We start from the raw sequence: 19,520 nt of genomic DNA, 5'->3' as shown, positions 1-19,520 counted from the left end.
GATACAAACAATATGCCACATCGTCACGATTCTGCGAGCGATGCGGACAAAAACTTTCTGAACGCCGGGGGTTGGATAGAGTAACGACAGCTAAATGCGAGCGAGGGGACCCTCCGTGGCCGGACCACACACACTCACTGAAACAGAGCGTCAAGTGCAGGAGAAAGTTGGCGGGTTACCGCTGGACTACTCGGCGATGGCAGTTGCTTCGAATCTGTTTCGCGCAGCGAACGCCGTGCGGAACCACTTTGAACGCACGGTGCTTTCTGAGCACAACCTGTCGTGGACGGCTTTTGTTGTGCTGTGGGTCACGTGGATTTGGGAGCCCATCGAGACGCGCCAGATCGCGCTCGAAGGAGGATTTTCGAAAGCCACTCTCACCGGCGTTCTCTCCACTCTCGAGCGTCGTGGCTGGCTCACTCGCGCTCGCAGCGTCAGTGACGGTCGTCTAGTTGTGGTGAAGCTCACTGATCGCGGCCGCGAACTGATGGTGGAGCTTTTTCCTGCGTTCAACCTGCAGGAGCAGGCCGTTACTGGCCCCGTAGATCCCAACAAGCGTGAAGAGCTCGCGGAGATGCTTCGAGTGATTACCGCTGGTGTCGAGCCAAAGAACTAGCTTTCCCGCGGTTTTTTAGTTGCCGAATGCCCCGAACTCTTGTTTGGGCTCGAATCACTCGCTAAGGTAAGTCATTAGCATCCGAATGACTTAACGGCGAGCGATTCGAGACGGGAACACTATGACCAACGTTGAAGTAGCCGGAGTGACCGTCGATACGCGGCACTTCATCAATGGAGAACGCGTCGCCTCAGACGACACCTTCACCAACGTGTCACCGATCGATGCCAGCGCACTCGGTGAGATCTCCCGAGGCGGTCAACGCGAAGTTGACCTGGCCGTCGCCGCCGCTCGCGCCGCCTTCCCCGGCTGGGCTGCCACCAGCCCCCAGGACCGTGCAGCGATCATGCACAAGATCGCCGACCTCGTCGAAGAACGTGTCAGCGACCTCGCCAACGTTGAGACGATGGACAACGGCGCGCTGCTGCGCAGCCACCTGCGCGGCGTGATGCCGCGAGTGGCCCACAACTTCCGTTTCTTCGCTGACTACCTCGTGAACGACCTCGGGCATCCCGACTTCGAAACTCGAGGCCACAACAACCACGTCTCGTGGGACCCTTCGGGAGTCGCCGCGCTCATCACGCCGTGGAACGCACCGCTGATGCTCGCCACGTGGAAGATCGCCCCGGCGCTCGCCGCTGGCGACACGGTCGTGCTGAAGCCGGCCGAATGGACGCCGCTCACGGCCTCCCTCTTCGCCGACATCACCGCCGAAGCTGGCCTTCCCGCCGGCGTGTTCAACGTCGTTCAGGGGTACGGAAAAGAAGCGGGCGCCGCGCTTGTCGCCCACCCCGACCTCAGCCGCATTTCGTTCACCGGCTCGGTGCCGACGGCCAAGTCGATTGCCCGCGCGGCCGCTGACAACCTCACTCCGTGCAGCTTCGAGCTCGGCGGTAAGAGCCCCTGCATCGTGATGGAAGACGCCGACCTTGAACTCGCGGCTACCCTCGCGGTTGAGCAGTACGACAACGCTGGGCAGGTCTGCCTCTCGGGCACGCGCATTCTTGTTCACGAGAACATTGCGGATGCCTTTGCCGAAGCATTCAAGGCCAAGGTCGCGACCCTGCGCCAGGGTGACCCGCGCGACCTCGAGACCGACATCGGTCCGCAGGTTCACCGCGTGCACTTCGAGCGCATTAAGGGATTCGTCGATCGCGCGAAAGAAGGCGGAGCAGACATCCTCTTCGGAGGCGGCCCCAACGCTGAACTCGGCGGGCTCTACTTCTCGCCGACGCTCGTCAAGAACCCCGAGGTCGGCAGTGAAATTGTCACGCAGGAGGTCTTCGGGCCGGTGCTGACGATGCAGACCTTCACGACGGATGACGAACTCGTCGACATGGCGAACGGCACCGAATTCGGTCTCGCCGCCATTCTCGTTTCGGGCAACCGCGAGCACGCCGACGTTATCGCCAAGCAGCTGGTGGCCGGCACGATCTGGGTCAACTGCTTCTTCGTGCGCGACTTGCGGGCCCCCTTCGGCGGCTCCAAGAAGTCGGGGGTTGGCCGCGAGGGCGGCACTTGGTCGTTTGATTTCTACGCAGATGTAAAGAACACGGTGGTTTCACCGAACGGATGGAAGGAATAGTCATGGGAGAAGTTGTTGGCGCTGGGCTGATCGCTCACGTACCTACGATCATGTTGCCCAAAGAGATCCGCATGGAACTCAATGAGGGCAAAGATTCAACGCTCGTCGAAGGCCTCGAACGACTCCGCAAGGACTACTTCGAGAATGACGATTACGACACAGTCGTCGTACTCGATAGCCACTGGGCGACCACGGTTGAGTTTGTTGTCACGGCGCACGAGCGTCGTCACGGCAAGTTCACGTCAGAAGAGCTGCCCCGCGGAATGAGCGGCGTTCCCTACGACTTCATTGGAGACCCCGAGCTCGCAAAGCTCATGGGGGAGCAGGCCGAAAAGAACGGCACCTGGATCACTCCGATCGACGACGAATATCTGCCGATCATGTACGCCACAATCAACCTGTGGGAGTACCTGGGCAAGGGTCTCCCCGACAAGAAGTGGGTGAGCGTCTCGATCTGCCAGACCGCGACCGATGAAGACTTCTTGCGCGCGGGGCGTGCCATTGGTGAGGCGATCGCCAAGAGCGACCGTCGCGTCATCCTGCTCGCTTCTGGTGCACTTTCGCACACGTTCTACAAGCTGCGCGATCTGCGCAAGCACGAGATGGCCGATCCGGCCCACATTTTCTCGGATGCTGCCCGCGAGGCAGATTACGAACGTCTCGACTGGTTCAAGGCCGGCGACCACGCGCAGGTGTTGGAAACCATGCCCGCGTTCCAGAAGGTTCGCCCCGAGGCCATGTTCGGCCACTGGCTCATGACCGCTGGCGCCATTGGCGAAGAAGCGTGCACCGCTCCCGGCGTAATGTACAGCGATTACGAAAACTCCATCGGCACCGGTCAGGTGCACGTGTGGTTCCCGAAGCCAGAAGGTGGCTTCCCAGCAGCAAAGGATGTGGTTCTCTCTCGTGACTGAACTCCGCAGAATACTTCTTGATGGATACCCGACGCAGGTAACGCGCCACGGCGAGACTCTCGTCGCTGGCGACGGCCGCGAGGTTGGCGTCGAAGATGCCATCCATTTGCCGCCGACCGAGCCGAGCAAGATCATCGCTGTGCACTTGAACTACGCGAGTCGCACTGAAGAGTTCATGACGAAGCTGCCGTCGGCTCCGACCTACTTCCAGAAGCCGGTTACCGCACTCAACACCCACAAGGGTGATGTTGTGCGGCCTGAAGGCTGCAAGTGGTTGAACTTCGAGGGTGAAATTGTCATCGTTATCGGTCGTACGTGCCGCAACGTTTCGCCAGAGCAGGCCAGCGACTATATCGCCGGTTACTCGATCGGCAACGACTACGGTCTGCACGATTTCCGAGACACGGATGCCGGTTCAATGCTGCGCGTCAAGGGAAGCGACACGCTCGCCCCGGTCGGCCCCGGTCTCGTCACGGACTGGGATTTCCGCGGCAAGCAGTTGCGCACCATCGTGAACGGTGAGGTCAAGCAAGACGACAACACCGACAACATGGAGTGGGACATGAACTACCTCGTGGCCGACATCGCACGCACGATCACGCTGAGCCCCGGCGACATGCTGTTCTCGGGAACGCCAGCGTTCTCGCGTCCGGTGCAGCCTGGCGACGTTGTCGAGGTCGAAGTTGAAGGCCTGGGCAAGCTCACGAACCGTATCGTTACGGGCCCGACTCCGATCCGCACCGACGTGGGGGCACAGCCCACGGAGAGTGAAGAGGTAATGTCGACCGCAATGGGTGGCGACTGGGAGTTCCGAGGCATTCGAACTCCGTCGAAAGATCTCTACCCGTCGAAAGTTGAGGAAAAGCGATGATCAAAATTGAAGTCGACATGAACCAGTGCCAGCACTACGGCCAGTGTGTGTTCGAGGCACCAGACAACTTCAAGCTCAACGACGACGACAAGCTTGAGTATGTGGCGGAAGCGCCCGACTCGGAGCGCGACAACATTGAAGCCGCTGTTGATGTGTGCCCGATGCAGGCCATTCGAATCGTCGAATAGTGTCTGAGGCTAACCCCGCCGCACCGGTCGTTATTGTCGGTGCGGCGATGGGTGGGCTGCGCGCGGCGGAGTCTCTTCGTCGTTCGGGCTACACCGGTGCGATCCGCGTAGTTGGCGACGAGCTGCATGCGCCCTATAACCGTCCGCCTCTGTCGAAAGAGGTGTTGGCCACGGACGTGACCCACGAGGCTGTGGCGTTTCCGTCGCGCGCTGAGATGGGTGATGTTGAGTGGATGCTCGGGGTGCGGGCATCCGCGGTCGACCTTGATGCGCGAACCCTGACCACTGACGACGGCAACGTGCAGGAGTGGCGTGCGCTCGTTATCGCGACGGGCCTGCGAGCTCGCCGCTTGGATTTTGCCCCGATTGCTGGCCGTCACGTTGTTCGTTCACTGGATGACGCGATGGCGTTGCGCGCAGAGCTCACTGAGGGTGCGCGCGTTGTTGTTGTCGGTTCGGGCTTCTTGGGTTGCGAACTGAGCGCAACCGCTCGCAAGTTGGGTTGCTCGGTCACGATTGTGACGCCGAGCGTTGAACCGATGATTCGTCCACTTGGGTCGTTGGTGGCGAAAGAAATGCGCCGCCGGCTCACCGAGGAGGGCGTGGACATTTTCTCTGGCGTGACGGTTGCGGCGATCAATGGCGAGACTTCGGTTGAGTCTGTTGAGCTGAGCGACGGCCGTGTCATTGATACTGACGTTCTGATCGAGTCGGTCGGATCGGACTGCAACATTGAGTGGCTTGAGGGCACTGATCTCGATTTGAGTGATGGGGTGCTCGCCGATAATGCGATGCGCGCCGTGACTGTCGATGGTGTCGCTCGCGATGATGTTTATGTCGTTGGCGATATTGCGCGCTTTCCGAACCCCATGTTCGATGATGTTCCGCGTCGAATCGAGCACTGGAATATTCCGACTGACACCGGCAAGCGTGCTGGTGCTGTGTTGGCGGCGCGCCTGGCCGACGATGAAACCTTTGCTGAGGTCGTGGCGAAACCGTTCGCTCCGATGCCCTCATTCTGGTCGAACCAGTTCGAGATCAAGCTGCAGGCTTATGGCCTTTTGGGTTTGGTGTCGGATGATGACATCCGCATCCTCGAAGGGGATCTCACCGAGCAGGCTGCCGTGGGCTACTACCGCGACAACCGTCTCGTTGGCGTGCTGGGTGTTGGCATGAAGGCCGCGCTGCTGCCGTATCGCAAACTCATTGCTGAGGGTGGCGTTTAGCTTTTCTGCTTTCGTTCCCGGCCTGTTGCTGGGGTCGGGTCGTAGGGTGGGGGAATGACTTCCGCTTCGACTATTGCTGTAGCCCAGTTCGCCCCCGGTGACGATCGCGATGGGAACATCGCGACGATCACTGAGCTTGCTGAGCGGGCGGCGTCACGTGGTGCGAGCTTTGTGGTGTTCCCCGAGTACTCGGCCTACTTCACGCCGACAATGGGTGATGACTGGTTGGCGGCGGCCGAACCTCTCGATGGTCCTTTCGTTCAGGCGCTGACGTCATTAGCGCAGCGGTTGCGCATTCATGTCGCTGCCGGAATGTTGGAGTCGAGCAATGAAATCGGCCGCTTCTCGAACACTCTCGTGGCGATCGCTCCGACAGGTGCTCTGGTTGCGACTTACCGCAAGCAGCATCTCTACGATGCGTTTGGTCAGCGAGAATCCGACTGGGTCATTCCGGGGTCGATTGGTGCGCCGGAGACGTTCTCGTGGGAGGGCTTCACTGTCGGTTTGCAGACCTGTTACGACATCCGTTTCCCTGAAGTGTCTCGCCGTTTGGTGGATGCCGGAGCCAACCTCATTGTCGTGCCTGCCGAGTGGGTGCGTGGGCCGCTGAAGGAGTATCACTGGCGCACACTTCTCACGGCACGGGCGATTGAGAACACTATTTTTGTGGCGGCCGCCGATCATGCACCGCCAATTGGTGTTGGCCACAGCATGGTCGTCGACCCGATGGGCGTTGAGTTGGTGACGATTGGTGAGCGAACGGATGTCGCGGTCGCCCACATTGAGCACGCTCGCCTTGATGAGGTGAGGGCGATCAATCCCGCGCTGGAGCTGCGCCGTTATGGTGTGCATCCGCGCGAAGAGCGGTAGCGCTCCCAGGACTTAGTGGCGCGGTTTCATTCCGGAGAGCTGGGCGGCAGCGCGGTCGAGCACGTCGGTTTGTTTGCAGAACGCGAAGCGGATGAGCGTGTTGTAGTCGCCGTGGTTTTCGGGGTGTACGAAGGCGGTGACGGGGATTCCGACGACACCCGCGAGGTCGGGCAGGGTGCGGCAGAAGTCGGCAGCATCCGTGACTCCGAGGGGTGCGGCATCCGCGATGATGAAGTAGCCAGCTTGGGGTGTGGTGACGTCGAATCCTGCACTGCGTAGACCTGCGCCGAGGGTGTCGCGTTTGCTGGCGAGACCGCTGGCGAGGCCGTCGAAGTAGTCATCTGGTAGCCCGAGACCGACAGCGATTGCGGGTTGGAATGGTGCACCGTTGACGTAGGTGAGGTACTGCTTGACCGCCATGATGGCTTGCAGGATGGGCTGTGGTGCGGTGATCCAGCCAATTTTCCAGCCGGTGGTGTTGAACGTTTTTCCGCCGCTGGAGATGCTGATGGTGCGGTCGAAGGCACCGGGCAGGCTCGCGATGGGGATGTGTTCGTGGCCGAAGGTGATGTGTTCGTAGACTTCGTCGGTCACGATGAGGGCATCGTATTTGTGCGCGAGTTCAACGATGAGTTCGAGGGTTTCGCGACTGAGAACGCTGCCAGTGGGGTTGTGGGGGCTGTTGAGGATGATCAGTCGGGTGCGTCCGCTGAACGCTGCTTCGATGTCGTCGTGGTTGGGCTGAAAGTCGGGGGCCCGCAGCGGAACGGTCACGTGGGTGGCGCGCGCGTAGTTGATTATGGCGCCGTAGGCGTCGTAGAAGGGTTCGAGGGTGATGACCTCGTCGCCTTCGTTAGTGAGTGCGAGGATTGTTGCTGCTAGCGCTTCGGTTGCACCTGCTGTCGCGAGCACTTCGGTGTCTGGATCAATTTCGATTCCGTAAAAACGCTCTTGGTGTTCGGCGATTGCATTGCGCAGCACGGGAAGGCCATTGCCTGGCGGGTATTGGTTGACACCATCGCTGATGGCTTTGCGTGCGGCATCCAAAACTTCGATGGGGCCATCTTCGTCCGGGAATCCTTGCCCGAGGTTGATGGCGCCGGTGCTCACGGCGAGTGCCGACATTTCGGCGAAGATTGTTTGGCTCAATTGCCCGTCGGTGCCGAGCAGCATGGCGCCATTGGCGGCGCGTTCCCAAGATCCAGTAACAGTCATTGTTCCGCAAGCCTAACGAGTTGCGGGGCCGGTTTCAGTTTTTGGCTGTGGAAAGTCGAGCACCTCATTCGTGTGGGCTGTTTAGCGTCGACATATGCGGCTACCGAACCTCGTACGTGCGTCGGGTGGCGCGCTCCTCCTCACTTTGCTGAGCGGATGCGCGCCGCCCGATGCTGCGGCCCCACCTCAACCGACCTCCACCTTCGTTGCGCCCTACGCGACCGACGAAGAAGCCCTTGCGGCGGCGGAGGAGGCCTATGCGGAGTACGTGCGTGTAATCAACGTGACGCTACGCAATGCGGCTGTTGACGAAGTGCTCCTTGAATCCGTAGCGGTGGGGGCTGAATTGGAAGATGCAATCGCGGTCTACTCGCGACTAGCATCCGAGGGTAAACACTCGACGTCAGACATTACGTTCGATCAGGTTGAATTGCAGAGGTATTCGCGAGATGGATCAGCAAAAGAACTCGTGACGATCTACGTGTGTGAGGATCTCTCCAAGGCATTTCTCGTCGATGCAAGCGGCAGCCGAGTGAAGGACGACGATGTGCCACCGCGGATAGTTCAAGTCAGTTTTGACTACTCACCTAGTGACAAAAAACTTTTCCTGTCTGATCGACAGCCGTGGAAGCAGTCACCTTGTTGAACCATCTACTTATTTTGATAGTTGTCGCTTCCGGCACGCTCATTCCCTCGGTGGTCGGCGGCGTCGCCTCAACAGTTACTTGTCAAGCCGGCGATGAACTTGATGATGGACCGGCATGTCCGGCTACCGGAACTGTCGGGGATGGGTACGTCGAGCTCGGCGCCACAACCGAGGTGCCCGCGACGGGCGGCACCGCGCCGAACGACAACTCTGCGGATGGCGTCAGTTTTGAGGCTCCCATAGAGCCAGTCAACTCTGTGGGGGAGAGTTGGTGTGATCTTCAGCGACTTCCGTGCGTGCCGTGGACGCCACCCGCCGCTGACACAGCGTCCGGCCCCATCACCATCTCTGACATCGCAAGCTTCCGACCGCAAACGCCAGTCGCGGCAATGCAACCCAACCAGTGGATGATCGTGGGTCTAGACACCAACTTCTATGCCACCGCATCCGCCCACATCGTCAACGGCACCCTCTTTGGTGGAACCGCCCAAGTGCGATTCACGCCCGTTGGATACAACTGGAACTACGGCGACGGAACCACTACAAGCCTCAACTCCGCAGGCGCAACCTGGGCCAAATACAAGATCGCCGAATTCGACCCAACACCCACAAGCCACATCTACAACCAACCCGGCAACTACACAATCACCCTCGCCGTCACCTACACCGCCGAATACCGGGTCGCAGGAACCAACTGGCAAAACGTCATCGGAACCCTCACCATCAACGCCCCACCACTCACCGCAACAGCCGGCCACGCCACCACAGTGCTCGTCGACCAAGACTGCAACACCAACCCCACCGGAATCGGCTGCTAACAACCACAACACTCACCAATCAACCAACCAACCCACCAACCCACCAACCCACCAACAACAACAACGCAACACCCCGACGAACTCCTGCCTAGCGCGCAGCCCACCCACAGCCGACCTAAATAGAATGCACAGGTTGGCGATGGAGGCTAGCACCGCTGAAAGGAGCACCCCATGACCGAGAACCCCCAAGAATCCGACCCCAGCAATAACCCCGAAGAAAACAGCACCCCAAGCAACAACCCCGAACCCACACAAACTTCATCCACAGATGCCGTAGCAAACGAAACCGCACCAGTGGAAGCAGCACCCGCAGCACCCGCAACCCCCGGCACCGCCGTCACCAGCGCCTACCCAGCCCCGGCAGGGACGCCCAACGCTGCAACCGAAGCAAGCTTCGGCCCTGGCGCGACCGCCGCCGCCGCTGACGCCAACACAGAAACTGCAGCCCCCAAAAAGAAATCCGGCATGACACTCGGACTCGTCGCTGGCTTCGCCATCGTCGCGCTCCTCGGAGGCGCCTCCGGAGCAGGCGTAGCACTCTGGGCAGTCGGCAACCAAGCAACCTCAGCCGTTAGCGGATCAACAAGCCCCGCCGCCATCACCATCAACGACCCCGGCAACGCCACCCTCGTGACCTCCGTGGTAGCAAAAGCAGCACCCGCCATCGTCACCATCAACGTGAGCGGGCAAAACACCGGCGGCAGCGGATCAGGCGTCATTATCAGCGCAGACGGCAACGTCATCACCAACGCCCACGTAGTGACCCTCGACGGCAAAGTCGCAGACCCGAAAGTCACCGTCACCACCAACGATGGCCGCCTCCTCTCAGCAACAGTCGTCGGCTTTGACTCCATCTCAGACATCGCCGTCATTCACATTGATGACGCTAGCGATATGCCCTTCATAGATATTGCAGACTCCAGCAAACTCAACGTTGGAGATGCCACCGTCGCTATCGGTGCACCCCTCGGGCTCTCCGGTACCGTCACCAGCGGAATCGTCAGTGCCCTCAACCGCAGCATTACCATCGCATCATCGGCCCTGCCAGAAGACCCCGAAACTGCTCCAGAGCCCGACGGAAGCCAAGCCCCCGACCTGTGGAACTTTGACCTCTTCGGCGAAAACGGCAACGGCGGTCAAAGCACAGCAAACGAAGCCTCAGTGGCGCTCTCGGTGATACAAACGGATGCCGCCATCAACCCCGGAAACTCCGGAGGTGCACTACTGAACTCAGACGGTGAACTCATCGGAATCAACGTAGCCATTGCCTCCTCTGGTGGCACCGCAGGCAGCATCGGTGTTGGATTCGCGATCCCCGCAAATCTCGCCAGCCGCGTCGCAAACGAAATCCTCGAAAGCGGCACAGCAACCCACGGCCTTCTCGGAGCATCCGTCGCCGACGTCACAGACGACCCCGCCCAGAGCGATGCCGAAGTTGTTGGCGCAAGCATCGTCGGCATCTCAGACGGCGGAGCAGCAGCGGATGCCGGACTCAAAGTAGGCGACATCGTCACCAGCTTCGACGGTCTCCCCATCACCAACAAGACTGACCTCACCGCCCAAGTACGTGCGTACTCGGCCGGCGAAACCACCAGCATCACTTACGTGCGCGACGGCAAGGGATACACCGTCGACGTCACCCTAGGTTCGCTCCAGTAACGCGAACCGAACCACGTGCGCGGCACGCACAGGCCAACGCCTGTGCGTGCCGTTTACGTGTGTAACCACCGCAGTCGGCGGCCAACGCGATAAGCTCGACCGACAATTCAGTCTGACGTATTGGAACACATGGCAAAGAAGGCTCAAGCCCTCACGGGTGTTTCATACGTGATGCCCGTACTCAACGAAGTTGAGCACATTGAGGCCGCCGTCGACAGCCTCACCGCGCAAGATTACGAAGGCTCCTTCGAAATCGTGCTTGCGCTCGGCCCCAGCGTCGACGGAACAAACGCTGTCATCGACGAAATGGCGCGCCTCGATCCGCGCATCCGTCACATTCCTAACGAACTCGGTTCCACCCCTGGTGGCCTCAACGCCGCCATTCGCGCCTCAACCCACCCCATCGTTGTGCGGGTAGACGCCCACTCCGTGCTGCCACCCAGCTACACCCGCATCGCAGTCGAAACGCTCGAACGCACCGGTGCCGACAACGTTGGCGGCATCATGAAAGCTGAAGGCCGCACGCCGTTCGAGCGTGCCGTCGCCCACGCCTACGGCTCACCAGAAGGTCTCGGCGGAACCCAACACCACACCGGGGGAAAAGCTGGACCAGCAGACACCGCCTACCTCGGAGTGTTTCAACGTGACCGCCTCGTCGAAGTCGGACTCTTCGACGAAGACATCAAACGCGGTCAAGACTGGGAACTCAACCGTCGACTCCGCGCAAGCGGCGGAACAGTGTGGTTCACCCCAGAACTTCAAGTCGTTTACCGTCCGCGCTCGAGTCTTCGCAAACTCATCCGCCAATTTGTGGCCACCGGAATCTGGCGTGGAGAACTCGCCCGCCGCTTCGGCACCGCAAACTCTCTGCGCTACTTTGCGCCACCCCTAGCCGTGCTCGGCACGCTCCTCGGACTCATCCTGGGAATCACTGGCAGCGCCACAAACGCGAGCTGGCTGAGCCTCGCCTACATCGCCCCGATCATCTACGCACTCTTCGTGCTCGCCGCCTCCGGCATCGCCGCAGCAAAAGAGGGGCTACGATCAGGTCTTTGGTATCTGATCGTATTGCCGTGCATCCACTTCGGATGGGGCACCGGCTTCATCCTCGGATTCCTCAAGCTCACCAAGAACATCACTGCGCATACGGGAAGGTAACAGCGTGTCCACCCCCACACCAGCAGACCCCTCAGCCCGACCGCAGAGCATCGCGCAACTACGAGAAGTAACGCAACCACCAGAAGTTCGGATGCGTGCCAATGCCGAACACTGGACGGCCTCGCTCTACCTACGCGACATCTCGCCGTACCTCACCTGGATGCTGCTGAAGACATCCATCAGCGCCAACGGCGTAACCGGCCTCATGATCCTCACCGGCTGGCTAACCGCCGCCGCCCTCCTCATCCCCGGATTCACCGGCGCCGCCCTCGCTCTCATCCTCGGCCAAATGCAAATGCTCGTCGACTGCAGCGACGGTGAAGTCGCCCGCTGGCGGAACACGCGCTCACCGGCAGGAGTGTTCCTTGACAAGGTCGGGCACTACAGCACCGAAGCCCTCATCCCCATTGCTCTCGGCATCCGGGCTGCAGGCTGGCCTCTCGACTTTCCTGCAGACTTCGCCTGGACAACCGCAGGCTTCGCGCTCGCACTCCTCATCGTGCTCAACAAAGCACTCAACGACATGGTTCATGTCGCACGCGCCAATGCCGGTCTTGAGAAACTGAGCGACCGCAAGGGCGAAGCAGAACCCAGCCACAGCCTCGTCGCGAAACTGCGTCGGCTCGCGCGATTCGTTCCCTTCCACCGCCTGTACCACTCGGTAGAACTGACGATGATCGCGTTTGCAACAGCAATCATCGCCCTCTTTGTGCCCGCACTCGCTGCAGAACGCACCGTGCTCCTCATCCTGCTTCCACTCGCAGCACTCGCGTTGGCTGGGCATTTCGTAGCGATTATGGCGTCCAAGCGCGTTCGCTCATGATCCACCGAATTGGTGTTGTTTCCCTTTCGCAGGGAAAGCGCCCCGACGACCTCGCCCGAGGACTGGCCACCCTTCAGGCGCAGCAGGATGTTGATCTCGACATCATCGTCGTCGGCAACGGCTGGGAACCGGTTGGGCTCCCGGATGGCGTGCGCGGCCTACACCTGGCCGACAACTTAGGTATTCCCGCTGGTCGCAATCGCGGCGTCGACCACGTGCACGGTGACTGGATATTCTTCCTCGACGACGATGCCAGCATCCCGTCACCAACATTCTTGCGCGATGCTGTTGAGAAGATAGTTGCTGATCCCACAATTGGGCTTCTGCAGCCGCGCGTGGAAGACGCTGAAGGCAAAGAGAATCCTCGCCGCTGGATCCCACGCATTCGCAAGGGCGACCCGCGGCACCCCAGTGACGTCTTTTCGGTGTGGGAGGGCGCTGTGCTCATGCCTCGCGCCCTGTTCGATGAGATCGGCGGCTGGGGCGACCCGTACTTTTATGCCCATGAAGGCATAGAGCTTGCGTGGAGAGTGTGGGGAGCAGGAAAGCGAGCTTGGTATGCCGGCGATCTGGTCGCGAATCATCCCGCTATCGACCCTGCCCGCCACAGCTACTACTACCGACTCAACGCCCGCAACCGCATCTGGTTAGCGAAACGCAACCTGCCGGTGCTCCTCGTTCCCGTCTATGTCGCCAGTTGGACGGCAATACAGATTCTGAGATCCGCGAGAAACCCTGTCGGCATGCGAGCGTGGTGGGGCGGTTGGTTTGCGGGATGGAGCCAGAATCCTGGTGGCCGTCGCAGCCTCAGTTGGGAAACCGTGATGCGGATGGCCCGTGCCGGTCGCCCTCCGGTGATCTAGTTCCTCTAACACCCGTTAACTGACTCAGCGGCAGCCTCCACGTTTCCGTGTCGAGGCTGCCGCTGAAGCAAAGATGCTGCTAGCTGCGTGGCTTGCGCGTCGGACGATCTTCGTACCGGCTGCCGCTGTCGCGAGAACCGCTGTCACGTCCAGCGTCATCACGAGGGCTCGAGTCGCGCTTGTTGTAGCCACGTGACTCTTCACGTTCGCGGTTGGCGCGAGCGCCACCCTCGAAGGAACGATCGCGGCTCGGGTACTTTCCGTCGCCGCCCCGTGCTCCGCCGCCATTTGCCTTGCGGTCGGGGCTGATCTCGATCAGCTTTCCGCTAATGCGGGTATCGCGGAGGCGATCCAACACATCTTTCGACATGTCGGCGGGCAACTCGACGAGCGAGAAGTCTGGACGAATCTGGATGTGACCGAAGTCGTCACGGTTTAGCCCACCCTCATTGGCGAGAGCGCCAACGATCTGGCGGGGCTCAACGCGCTGGCGCTTGCCAACCTCAATGCGGTACGCCGTCATCGGCTTGGTAGAGCGTGGGCGACGTTCTGGGCGGTCGCCGCGGTCACTGCCGCGGTCGCCACCACGCTCGGGGCGGTCGTTGCGCGAATTGCGCTCCTCGCGCTCCGTGAACCGCTGGGCGCGTTCCTCTTCTGCCGACAGCAGCAGGGGAGTCTCACCCTGAGCTACAACGGCAAGGGCGGCAGCAACATCCGCCTCAGGAATATCGTGGTGCTCAACATAGTGGGCAATGATGTCGCGGAAAGCAGAAATGCGCGGCTGCTGGTTGAGCGCCTCAGTGATGGCGTCATCAAAGCGAGTGAGTCGCGTGGAGTTGACATCTTCAACGGAGGGAAGCTGCATCTGGGTGAGTGGCTGACGCGTTGCCTTCTCGATTGCGGTGAGCAATCGACGCTCGCGAGGGGTCACAAAGCTGATTGCTGAACCGCTGCGACCTGCGCGGCCGGTGCGACCAATGCGGTGAACGTACGACTCAGTGTCAACCGGGATGTCGAAGTTGACGACGTGGCTGATGCGGTCAACGTCGAGCCCACGAGCAGCAACGTCTGTTGCGACGAGGATGTCGAGCTTGCCCGACTTGAGCTGGTTGACGGTTCGCTCACGCTGAGCTTGAGCTACATCACCACTGATTGCTGCAGCTGAGTAGCCTCGAGCCCGCAGCTTCTCAGCCAAGTTTTCGGTTTCGCTCTTGGTGCGAACGAAGACGATCATGCCCTCAAAGTTTTCAACCTCGAGGATGCGCGTCAACGCGTCGACCTTCTGCGGGTACGAGACAACGAGGTAGCGCTGGCTCGTGTTTGCCGAAGTCGTGGTCTGCGACTTGACGGTGATTTCTTCAGCGTTGTTCAGGTACTTCTTGGAGATGCGGCGGATCTGAGCCGGCATCGTGGCTGAGAAGAGTGCAACCTGTTTGTCATCTGGGGTATCGGCGAGGATCGTCTCAACGTCTTCGGCGAAACCCATTTTGAGCATTTCGTCGGCCTCATCGAGAACGAGGTACTTGAGCTCGGAAAGGTCAAGGGTGCCCTTAGCGAGGTGGTCCATGATGCGGCCGGGAGTACCGACAACAACGTGAACACCGCGGCGCAGGGCCGACAGCTGCACGCCGTAGGCCTGGCCGCCGTAAACGGGAAGCACGTGTACGCCACGCATGTGGGTTGCGTACTTCTCGAAAGCCTCACACACCTGCAACGCGAGTTCGCGAGTAGGGGAGAGCACGAGAGCCTGGGGCTTGCTCTGGGAAACGTCGAGGCGCGAGAGAATTGGTAGCGCGAACGCTGCGGTTTTTCCCGTGCCGGTCTGGGCGAGGCCGACTACGTCACGCCCCTCCAGAAGAGTAGGAATAGTGGCTGCTTGGATAGCCGAAGGCGTCTCGTAGCCAATGTCACGGACCGCTTTCAATACCGCATCGCTGAGCGCGAGGTCGGAGAAAGTGATCGCGGTCTCGGTGGAGTCAGACGGTGCGGTTGAATCAGAATCGGTCATTCTATCAATCGTACCTTCTAAACCTGCGAAAACCTGCGGATTCCAGTACTCTGCCCCACCAATGCCAGATCAACGATGGCGAGTACTATCGAAAGAGCGGCCCAATTTCACTCCACCGCATCAGCATCGGCTCGATAACGGTGTGGTGGGAAGTGCGTTGCACCGGCCCACCACTGATTTGATTGAGACCATGGCGCTACTGAAAGACTTCACGACTGCCCGCAAAGTGGTGCGCACAATGCTGCGCTCGCGCCGCAATCGACGTCGAGTCGCCCAGATCGTTGGCGAACATCCGCTACCGACTCCTGGCTCCGTAAGCATCGCCGTCTACTTTGCTGACACCAAAGTAAATCTTTACCAAATGCGTCAGTGGTACGCACCGCTTGCCGAGCTCTCTAAGCGTTTTCCGGTTTCGATCATCGCCCGGTCTCCCAGTTCGGTGTTGGCGTTGTGGGATGAGGCGCCAGTTCCCACTGTTTACCTGCGTCGCGTTTCTGAGCTTGAACAGTTCGTTTCGGAGCAGCCGCTGAAGATTGTGTTTTACGTCAATCAGAATGCCAAAAACTTTCAGATGTTCCGCTATGGCCGCATGTGGCACGTTTTCATCAATCATGGTGAGAGCGACAAGATGTACATGACGACCAACCAGTTCAAGGCTTACGACTTCAGTTTCGTGGCCGGGGAGGCTGCCCTTGATCGCCTCAGCCATAAGCTCTGGGATTTCGATCTCAAGAAGCGGGCCATCCCGATCGGGCGACCGCAGGCCGATCATTTCGCTGGTGAGCTGCCTTACACACCGGATGACCGCATTGTCGTTCTCTATGCGCCAACGTGGGAGGGCGACCGCGAAGCTGCAGCATACGGTTCCATTGCGACTCACGGTGTTGCTCTGGCCACAGCGGTGCTTGCCAGCGACAAGCACCGCTTCATTTACCGTCCGCACCCCCGAAGTGGCGTTGTTGACACGGAGTACAAGAATGCGAACGTTGCGATCATTGCGGCGATTGCTGAAGCCAACGAGACTGATCCTTCAGTTCAGCACATTTACGATGACGGAAATGAGCTGGGTTGGCAGTTGGTGGCGGCGGATGTCGCGATCACTGACGTTTCGGCAATGGTCTATGACCGGCTCGCCACGGGCAAACCGTTGATTGTTGCTCGCCCGGCATCGCCTTTGGCCGATATCGATGAGGCAGGGTACCTAGGAGCGTGCGAGTGGTTGCCCGCTGATCAGGCAGAAAATATTTTGTCGATCGTCGAGCGAGTTCAGTTTGATGCTGAAGCGCAAGAACGTTTGGGGTATTGGGCGGAACGTCACTTTGGCGATACCAGTCCCGGTGCTGCGACAGCCCGGTTCCACGACGCAGTGGAGTCGCTGGTAGCGCTCTGGCACCGTCACGCCCAGATCCACATTGGTGACCGTCAGGGCAGCGAAGGCGATCCTTTTGAGGATGACGACGACGAGTCACCTGCTGCCGAGTAGCGACTAGGGGCGGTCATCCGTTAGGGCATCAATGTCGACGTGATCGTTGAGGTCGGCGAAGCTCTCCAGTTCGACCCACCCTGTCTTTTTGCGCAACGTGGTCAACGGTCGTGCACGCTTGCGGTCGCCCCGCGCTTTGGGTTCTTTGGCGGGCTTGGGTGTCTTGGCTGCCTTGATGACGAGTACGGGTTCGAGCCACGACGGCAGGGTGGCTGGTGCTGGACCAAACCCTTGGCGTGCGGTGCGGATGATCTGTCGCCCCAAAATGTGGTTGCCACCACCACCGATCACAGCGCCAATACCGAAGGGAATGAGTCGACCAACAATGTTGGTGCCCTGGGCTGCTGCGAACTTTTTCATGAAGGTGCGTTTGATGCGGTCGGCGAGGGGGCCCATCAGCGCGGTAGGCACTCCCTTGGCGAGGGTTTCACCCCAATAGGCAGAGCGAACAGCGCCGGTTCCCGTGGCTTGAGCGGCGAGCTGCTTCACGAGGTCGCTGCCGGCGGTGCCAAGCACCATTGTCATTACTAGGGCTCGTGCGCGGTCAGGATCGTCAACGACGATTCCGTGAACTTCGGTGACAGATTGGGCGAAGAGGGCACTTGCCTCCAGAAAGCCAGCCGTTTCAACGCTGGAGAGCGCCAACGACGCTCCGGTGCCGACTGCCGGAATGGCAGCGCTGGCGCCAACGAGGGCACCGCCGGTCGTCACTGCGGCAAGATAGCGTCGTTCAAGAATCGCGATGATTTCATCGGTGCTCGCGTTCGGCTTGCCTTTTCGGATGCTGCGAATGTGAGCGAGCACGACGGGACGCTGAACCGTGAGAACGCGGTCGATACCACGCACAACCATGGGGTGCGACGTGTTTAGTTCGCTAGAAGCCATGGGTTTAACCGTACCGGAGTGATCTGATGCCATCCCGAGAATTAGGTTGGTGTTGAGGAACCGTAATCTTCGTTGTATCGCGCCAGCACATCGTTGATGGGTCCATCGAGCACGAGTTCACCCTTATCGAGGTAGAGTCCGCGGCTGCAGAAGCGGCGCAGATCTCGCTCATTGTGGGAGACGAAGAAGAGTGTTCGCCCGCCCTCAAGGAGATCTTCTATGCGGCGGTAGCACTTTTCGCGGAACGCTTTGTCTCCGACCGCGAGAACCTCATCCACCAGAATGATGGGTTCTTCAAGGCGGGAAATTACTGCGAAGGCAATGCGCACCTTCATTCCGCTCGAGAGATGTTTGTACGGCGTATCGATGAAGCGTTCAATCTCGGCGAAACCGATGATCTCGTCGAATCGCTCGCTGATTTCCCGTTTCGTCATGCCGTGCAGCCCAGCGGTCAGGTACACATTGTCGCGCACGCTGAGATCGTCAACGAAACCTCCCGTGATCTCGATGAGCGGGGCGACTCCTTGGCCAACCTGCACGTGGCCTTCGTCGGCGAGCATGACCTCGGCAACAAGTTTGAGGAGGGTCGACTTGCCTTGACCGTTGCGTCCTACGACACCGATTGCTTCGCCGGCCGTGACATCGAAGCTCACATTGCGCAGCGCCCAAAACTCATCGGCGCGTGCGCGGCGTTTGCGACCGGCAAAAAGGTCTTTGAAGTTGCGACGGGACCGTCGATTGAGTCGAAAACGGATGCCGGCATCCTGCACCTGAATCACAAAATTGTCGGGCACTAGATCTCCTTCAGCACGGCACGTTCGGTGCGCACGAAGACAAGGATTCCGACGGCAACCAAAATGAGGCTCATGAGAGCTCCGATGAGCACCGCGTACCAGTCGAGTTGGTCAGGGAAGAATGCTGCTCGGTAGAGCGAAAAAATCCCGGCGAGCGGGTTGAACGCAGCGAGTCCGTCGAGCCCCAACCTCGCAAGATCGGGGATGCCATAAATGATGGGGGAGGCATAAAACAGAAAGCGCAAAGCAAGCTTGGTTGCTCGCTCAAGATCGCGGAAAAAGACCACGAGCGGCGCGACGATGAGTCCGACACCAACGGTAAGAATCGCCTGGAGCACTACTCCCAGAACGAAGTACACCGCTTCCCAGTGCAAGACCGCTCCAGTGGCGATGGCAAAGAACGCGAGCACCGGCAGGCTAGCAATGAACTCGATTCCCTTGGAAAGTACGAGGCGCGCGACCCAGATCGTGCGAGGGATTTTGGTGGACCGGATGAGCTTGGCCTCACGCAGGTAGGCGCGGGTGGCATCCGACACAGCGCCGTTGAACCACATCCACGGTAATAGGGCGGTAAGGAGGAAAACGATGTACGGCTGTTCGCCAACGGTGCGGTCAAAGACCTGTGTGAAAACGAACCAGTAGATGCCCGCCATTACCAGGGGGTCGAGGATGCTCCACACGTAGCCAAGGGCTGAGGTGGAGTACCGCACGCGCAGGTCACGGACAGTGAGCAACCAGAGAGTGCGGCGATATCGGGTGAGGGGAGACCATGCTGGCCGGCCCAATGCTGTGTTCGCCACGCCCCAATAGTAAGCGGGCAATTCGACAGAAGCTGTACTCATTCGCAGCAGGGTGAGCGATTCTTCGCTTTAATCAGCAACGCCCGCCCTGCACTGTG

General features: G+C 59.9%; 19 protein-coding genes. 14 read left to right on the top strand and 5 right to left on the bottom strand.

Features of this window, described 5'->3' with window-relative positions:
* Positions 1–115: 115 nt before the first annotated feature.
* The 7 genes from ACOH1Z_RS11210 (at position 116) to ACOH1Z_RS11180 (ending at position 6,270) form a co-directional block, all read left to right on the top strand.
* Entirely contained in the window at positions 116–616 is a 501-nt protein-coding gene (locus tag ACOH1Z_RS11210; RefSeq protein ID WP_449648575.1) for a MarR family winged helix-turn-helix transcriptional regulator, read from the top strand.
* 121 nt (positions 617–737) lie between these two features.
* Positions 738–2,201, top strand: a complete 1,464-nt coding sequence (locus ACOH1Z_RS11205) for an aldehyde dehydrogenase (RefSeq protein WP_449648574.1) — start codon at positions 738–740, stop codon at positions 2,199–2,201.
* 2 nt (positions 2,202–2,203) lie between these two features.
* On the top strand, positions 2,204–3,115 hold the full coding sequence (locus tag ACOH1Z_RS11200; RefSeq protein ID WP_197138967.1) for a DODA-type extradiol aromatic ring-opening family dioxygenase: 912 nt from the start codon (positions 2,204–2,206) through the stop codon (positions 3,113–3,115).
* Complete coding sequence (locus ACOH1Z_RS11195; protein WP_449648573.1) at positions 3,108–3,986, top strand: fumarylacetoacetate hydrolase family protein; 879 nt, start codon at positions 3,108–3,110, stop codon at positions 3,984–3,986. Before ACOH1Z_RS11200 ends, ACOH1Z_RS11195 begins: the two co-directional genes overlap by 8 nt.
* The gene (locus ACOH1Z_RS11190; RefSeq protein ID WP_009774276.1) at positions 3,983–4,174 is read left to right on the top strand and encodes a ferredoxin; all 192 of its coding nucleotides are present in this window, start codon (positions 3,983–3,985) and stop codon (positions 4,172–4,174) included. The genes ACOH1Z_RS11195 and ACOH1Z_RS11190 overlap by 4 nt, the downstream gene beginning before the upstream one ends.
* Positions 4,174–5,400 carry an NAD(P)/FAD-dependent oxidoreductase gene (locus ACOH1Z_RS11185; RefSeq protein ID WP_449648572.1) on the top strand — a complete coding sequence of 409 codons (1,227 nt, stop codon included), beginning with the start codon at positions 4,174–4,176 and terminating at the stop codon, positions 5,398–5,400. The genes ACOH1Z_RS11190 and ACOH1Z_RS11185 overlap by 1 nt, the downstream gene beginning before the upstream one ends.
* Positions 5,401–5,454: 54 nt before the next feature.
* Complete coding sequence (locus tag ACOH1Z_RS11180; RefSeq protein ID WP_449648571.1) at positions 5,455–6,270, top strand: carbon-nitrogen hydrolase family protein; 816 nt, start codon at positions 5,455–5,457, stop codon at positions 6,268–6,270.
* Between the two features lie 12 nt (positions 6,271–6,282).
* Here the strand turns inward: ACOH1Z_RS11180 and ACOH1Z_RS11175 are convergent, their stop codons facing one another.
* A complete protein-coding gene (locus tag ACOH1Z_RS11175; RefSeq protein ID WP_449648570.1) occupies positions 6,283–7,485 on the bottom strand; it encodes an aminotransferase class I/II-fold pyridoxal phosphate-dependent enzyme in 1,203 nt (400 codons plus the stop codon).
* A gap of 94 nt (positions 7,486–7,579) precedes the next feature.
* On the opposite strand from ACOH1Z_RS11175, the gene ACOH1Z_RS11170 reads away from it, so the two are divergent.
* The 6 genes from ACOH1Z_RS11170 (at position 7,580) to ACOH1Z_RS11145 (ending at position 13,452) form a co-directional block, all read left to right on the top strand.
* A complete protein-coding gene (locus ACOH1Z_RS11170) occupies positions 7,580–8,131 on the top strand; it encodes a hypothetical protein (RefSeq protein ID WP_449648569.1) in 552 nt (183 codons plus the stop codon).
* On the top strand, positions 8,125–8,949 hold the full coding sequence (locus ACOH1Z_RS11165) for a PKD domain-containing protein (RefSeq protein WP_449648568.1): 825 nt from the start codon (positions 8,125–8,127) through the stop codon (positions 8,947–8,949). The genes ACOH1Z_RS11170 and ACOH1Z_RS11165 overlap by 7 nt, the downstream gene beginning before the upstream one ends.
* Before the next feature lie 171 nt (positions 8,950–9,120).
* Positions 9,121–10,608 carry a S1C family serine protease gene (locus ACOH1Z_RS11160; protein WP_449648567.1) on the top strand — a complete coding sequence of 496 codons (1,488 nt, stop codon included), beginning with the start codon at positions 9,121–9,123 and terminating at the stop codon, positions 10,606–10,608.
* 129 nt (positions 10,609–10,737) lie between these two features.
* On the top strand, positions 10,738–11,766 hold the full coding sequence (locus ACOH1Z_RS11155) for a glycosyltransferase family 2 protein (RefSeq protein ID WP_449648784.1): 1,029 nt from the start codon (positions 10,738–10,740) through the stop codon (positions 11,764–11,766).
* Between the two features lie 4 nt (positions 11,767–11,770).
* Complete coding sequence (locus ACOH1Z_RS11150; RefSeq protein ID WP_449648566.1) at positions 11,771–12,589, top strand: CDP-alcohol phosphatidyltransferase family protein; 819 nt, start codon at positions 11,771–11,773, stop codon at positions 12,587–12,589.
* Positions 12,586–13,452: a glycosyltransferase family 2 protein gene (locus ACOH1Z_RS11145; protein ID WP_449648565.1), complete on the top strand. Its 867-nt coding sequence runs from the start codon at positions 12,586–12,588 to the stop codon at positions 13,450–13,452. The genes ACOH1Z_RS11150 and ACOH1Z_RS11145 overlap by 4 nt, the downstream gene beginning before the upstream one ends.
* 79 nt (positions 13,453–13,531) lie before the next feature.
* Here the strand turns inward: ACOH1Z_RS11145 and ACOH1Z_RS11140 are convergent, their stop codons facing one another.
* Positions 13,532–15,460 (bottom strand): DEAD/DEAH box helicase, encoded by a 1,929-nt coding sequence (locus ACOH1Z_RS11140; protein WP_449648564.1) that lies wholly within the window; start codon positions 15,458–15,460, stop codon positions 13,532–13,534.
* Between the two features lie 190 nt (positions 15,461–15,650).
* Between ACOH1Z_RS11140 and ACOH1Z_RS11135 the strand changes: the two genes are divergently transcribed.
* Positions 15,651–16,943 (top strand): CDP-glycerol glycerophosphotransferase family protein, encoded by a 1,293-nt coding sequence (locus ACOH1Z_RS11135; protein WP_449648563.1) that lies wholly within the window; start codon positions 15,651–15,653, stop codon positions 16,941–16,943.
* A gap of 3 nt (positions 16,944–16,946) precedes the next feature.
* Here the strand turns inward: ACOH1Z_RS11135 and ACOH1Z_RS11130 are convergent, their stop codons facing one another.
* The 3 genes from ACOH1Z_RS11130 to ACOH1Z_RS11120 are packed head-to-tail and all read right to left on the bottom strand — an operon-like array spanning position 16,947 to position 19,422.
* Entirely contained in the window at positions 16,947–17,828 is an 882-nt protein-coding gene (locus ACOH1Z_RS11130; protein WP_449648562.1) for a hypothetical protein, read from the bottom strand.
* 41 nt (positions 17,829–17,869) lie between these two features.
* Positions 17,870–18,622, bottom strand: coding sequence for an ABC transporter ATP-binding protein (locus ACOH1Z_RS11125; protein ID WP_449648561.1), 753 nt, complete (start codon positions 18,620–18,622; stop codon positions 17,870–17,872).
* On the bottom strand, positions 18,622–19,422 hold the full coding sequence (locus tag ACOH1Z_RS11120) for an ABC transporter permease (RefSeq protein WP_449648560.1): 801 nt from the start codon (positions 19,420–19,422) through the stop codon (positions 18,622–18,624). The genes ACOH1Z_RS11125 and ACOH1Z_RS11120 overlap by 1 nt, the downstream gene beginning before the upstream one ends.
* Positions 19,423–19,520 lie beyond the last annotated feature (98 nt).

The organism is Rhodoglobus sp., assembly GCF_053580035.1.
Note: the sequence above shows the minus strand (reverse complement) of the source record. Positions and strands in the feature narration are given on the sequence as shown.

Excerpts from the sequence above, each read along its gene's own strand:
- ACOH1Z_RS11205 (WP_449648574.1), top strand. The coding sequence starts at position 738 with ATGACCAACGTTGAAGTAGCCGGAGTGACCGTCGATACGCGGCACTTC.
- ACOH1Z_RS11200 (WP_197138967.1), top strand. The coding sequence starts at position 2,204 with ATGGGAGAAGTTGTTGGCGCTGGGCTGATCGCTCACGTACCTACGATC.
- ACOH1Z_RS11190 (WP_009774276.1), top strand. The coding sequence starts at position 3,983 with ATGATCAAAATTGAAGTCGACATGAACCAGTGCCAGCACTACGGCCAG.
- ACOH1Z_RS11180 (WP_449648571.1), top strand. The coding sequence starts at position 5,455 with ATGACTTCCGCTTCGACTATTGCTGTAGCCCAGTTCGCCCCCGGTGAC.
- ACOH1Z_RS11175 (WP_449648570.1), bottom strand. The coding sequence starts at position 7,485 with ATGACTGTTACTGGATCTTGGGAACGCGCCGCCAATGGCGCCATGCTG.
- ACOH1Z_RS11170 (WP_449648569.1), top strand. The coding sequence starts at position 7,580 with ATGCGGCTACCGAACCTCGTACGTGCGTCGGGTGGCGCGCTCCTCCTC.
- ACOH1Z_RS11160 (WP_449648567.1), top strand. The coding sequence starts at position 9,121 with ATGACCGAGAACCCCCAAGAATCCGACCCCAGCAATAACCCCGAAGAA.
- ACOH1Z_RS11155 (WP_449648784.1), top strand. The coding sequence starts at position 10,738 with ATGGCAAAGAAGGCTCAAGCCCTCACGGGTGTTTCATACGTGATGCCC.
- ACOH1Z_RS11145 (WP_449648565.1), top strand. The coding sequence starts at position 12,586 with ATGATCCACCGAATTGGTGTTGTTTCCCTTTCGCAGGGAAAGCGCCCC.
- ACOH1Z_RS11140 (WP_449648564.1), bottom strand. The coding sequence starts at position 15,460 with ATGACCGATTCTGATTCAACCGCACCGTCTGACTCCACCGAGACCGCG.
- ACOH1Z_RS11135 (WP_449648563.1), top strand. The coding sequence starts at position 15,651 with ATGGCGCTACTGAAAGACTTCACGACTGCCCGCAAAGTGGTGCGCACA.
- ACOH1Z_RS11130 (WP_449648562.1), bottom strand. The coding sequence starts at position 17,828 with ATGGCTTCTAGCGAACTAAACACGTCGCACCCCATGGTTGTGCGTGGT.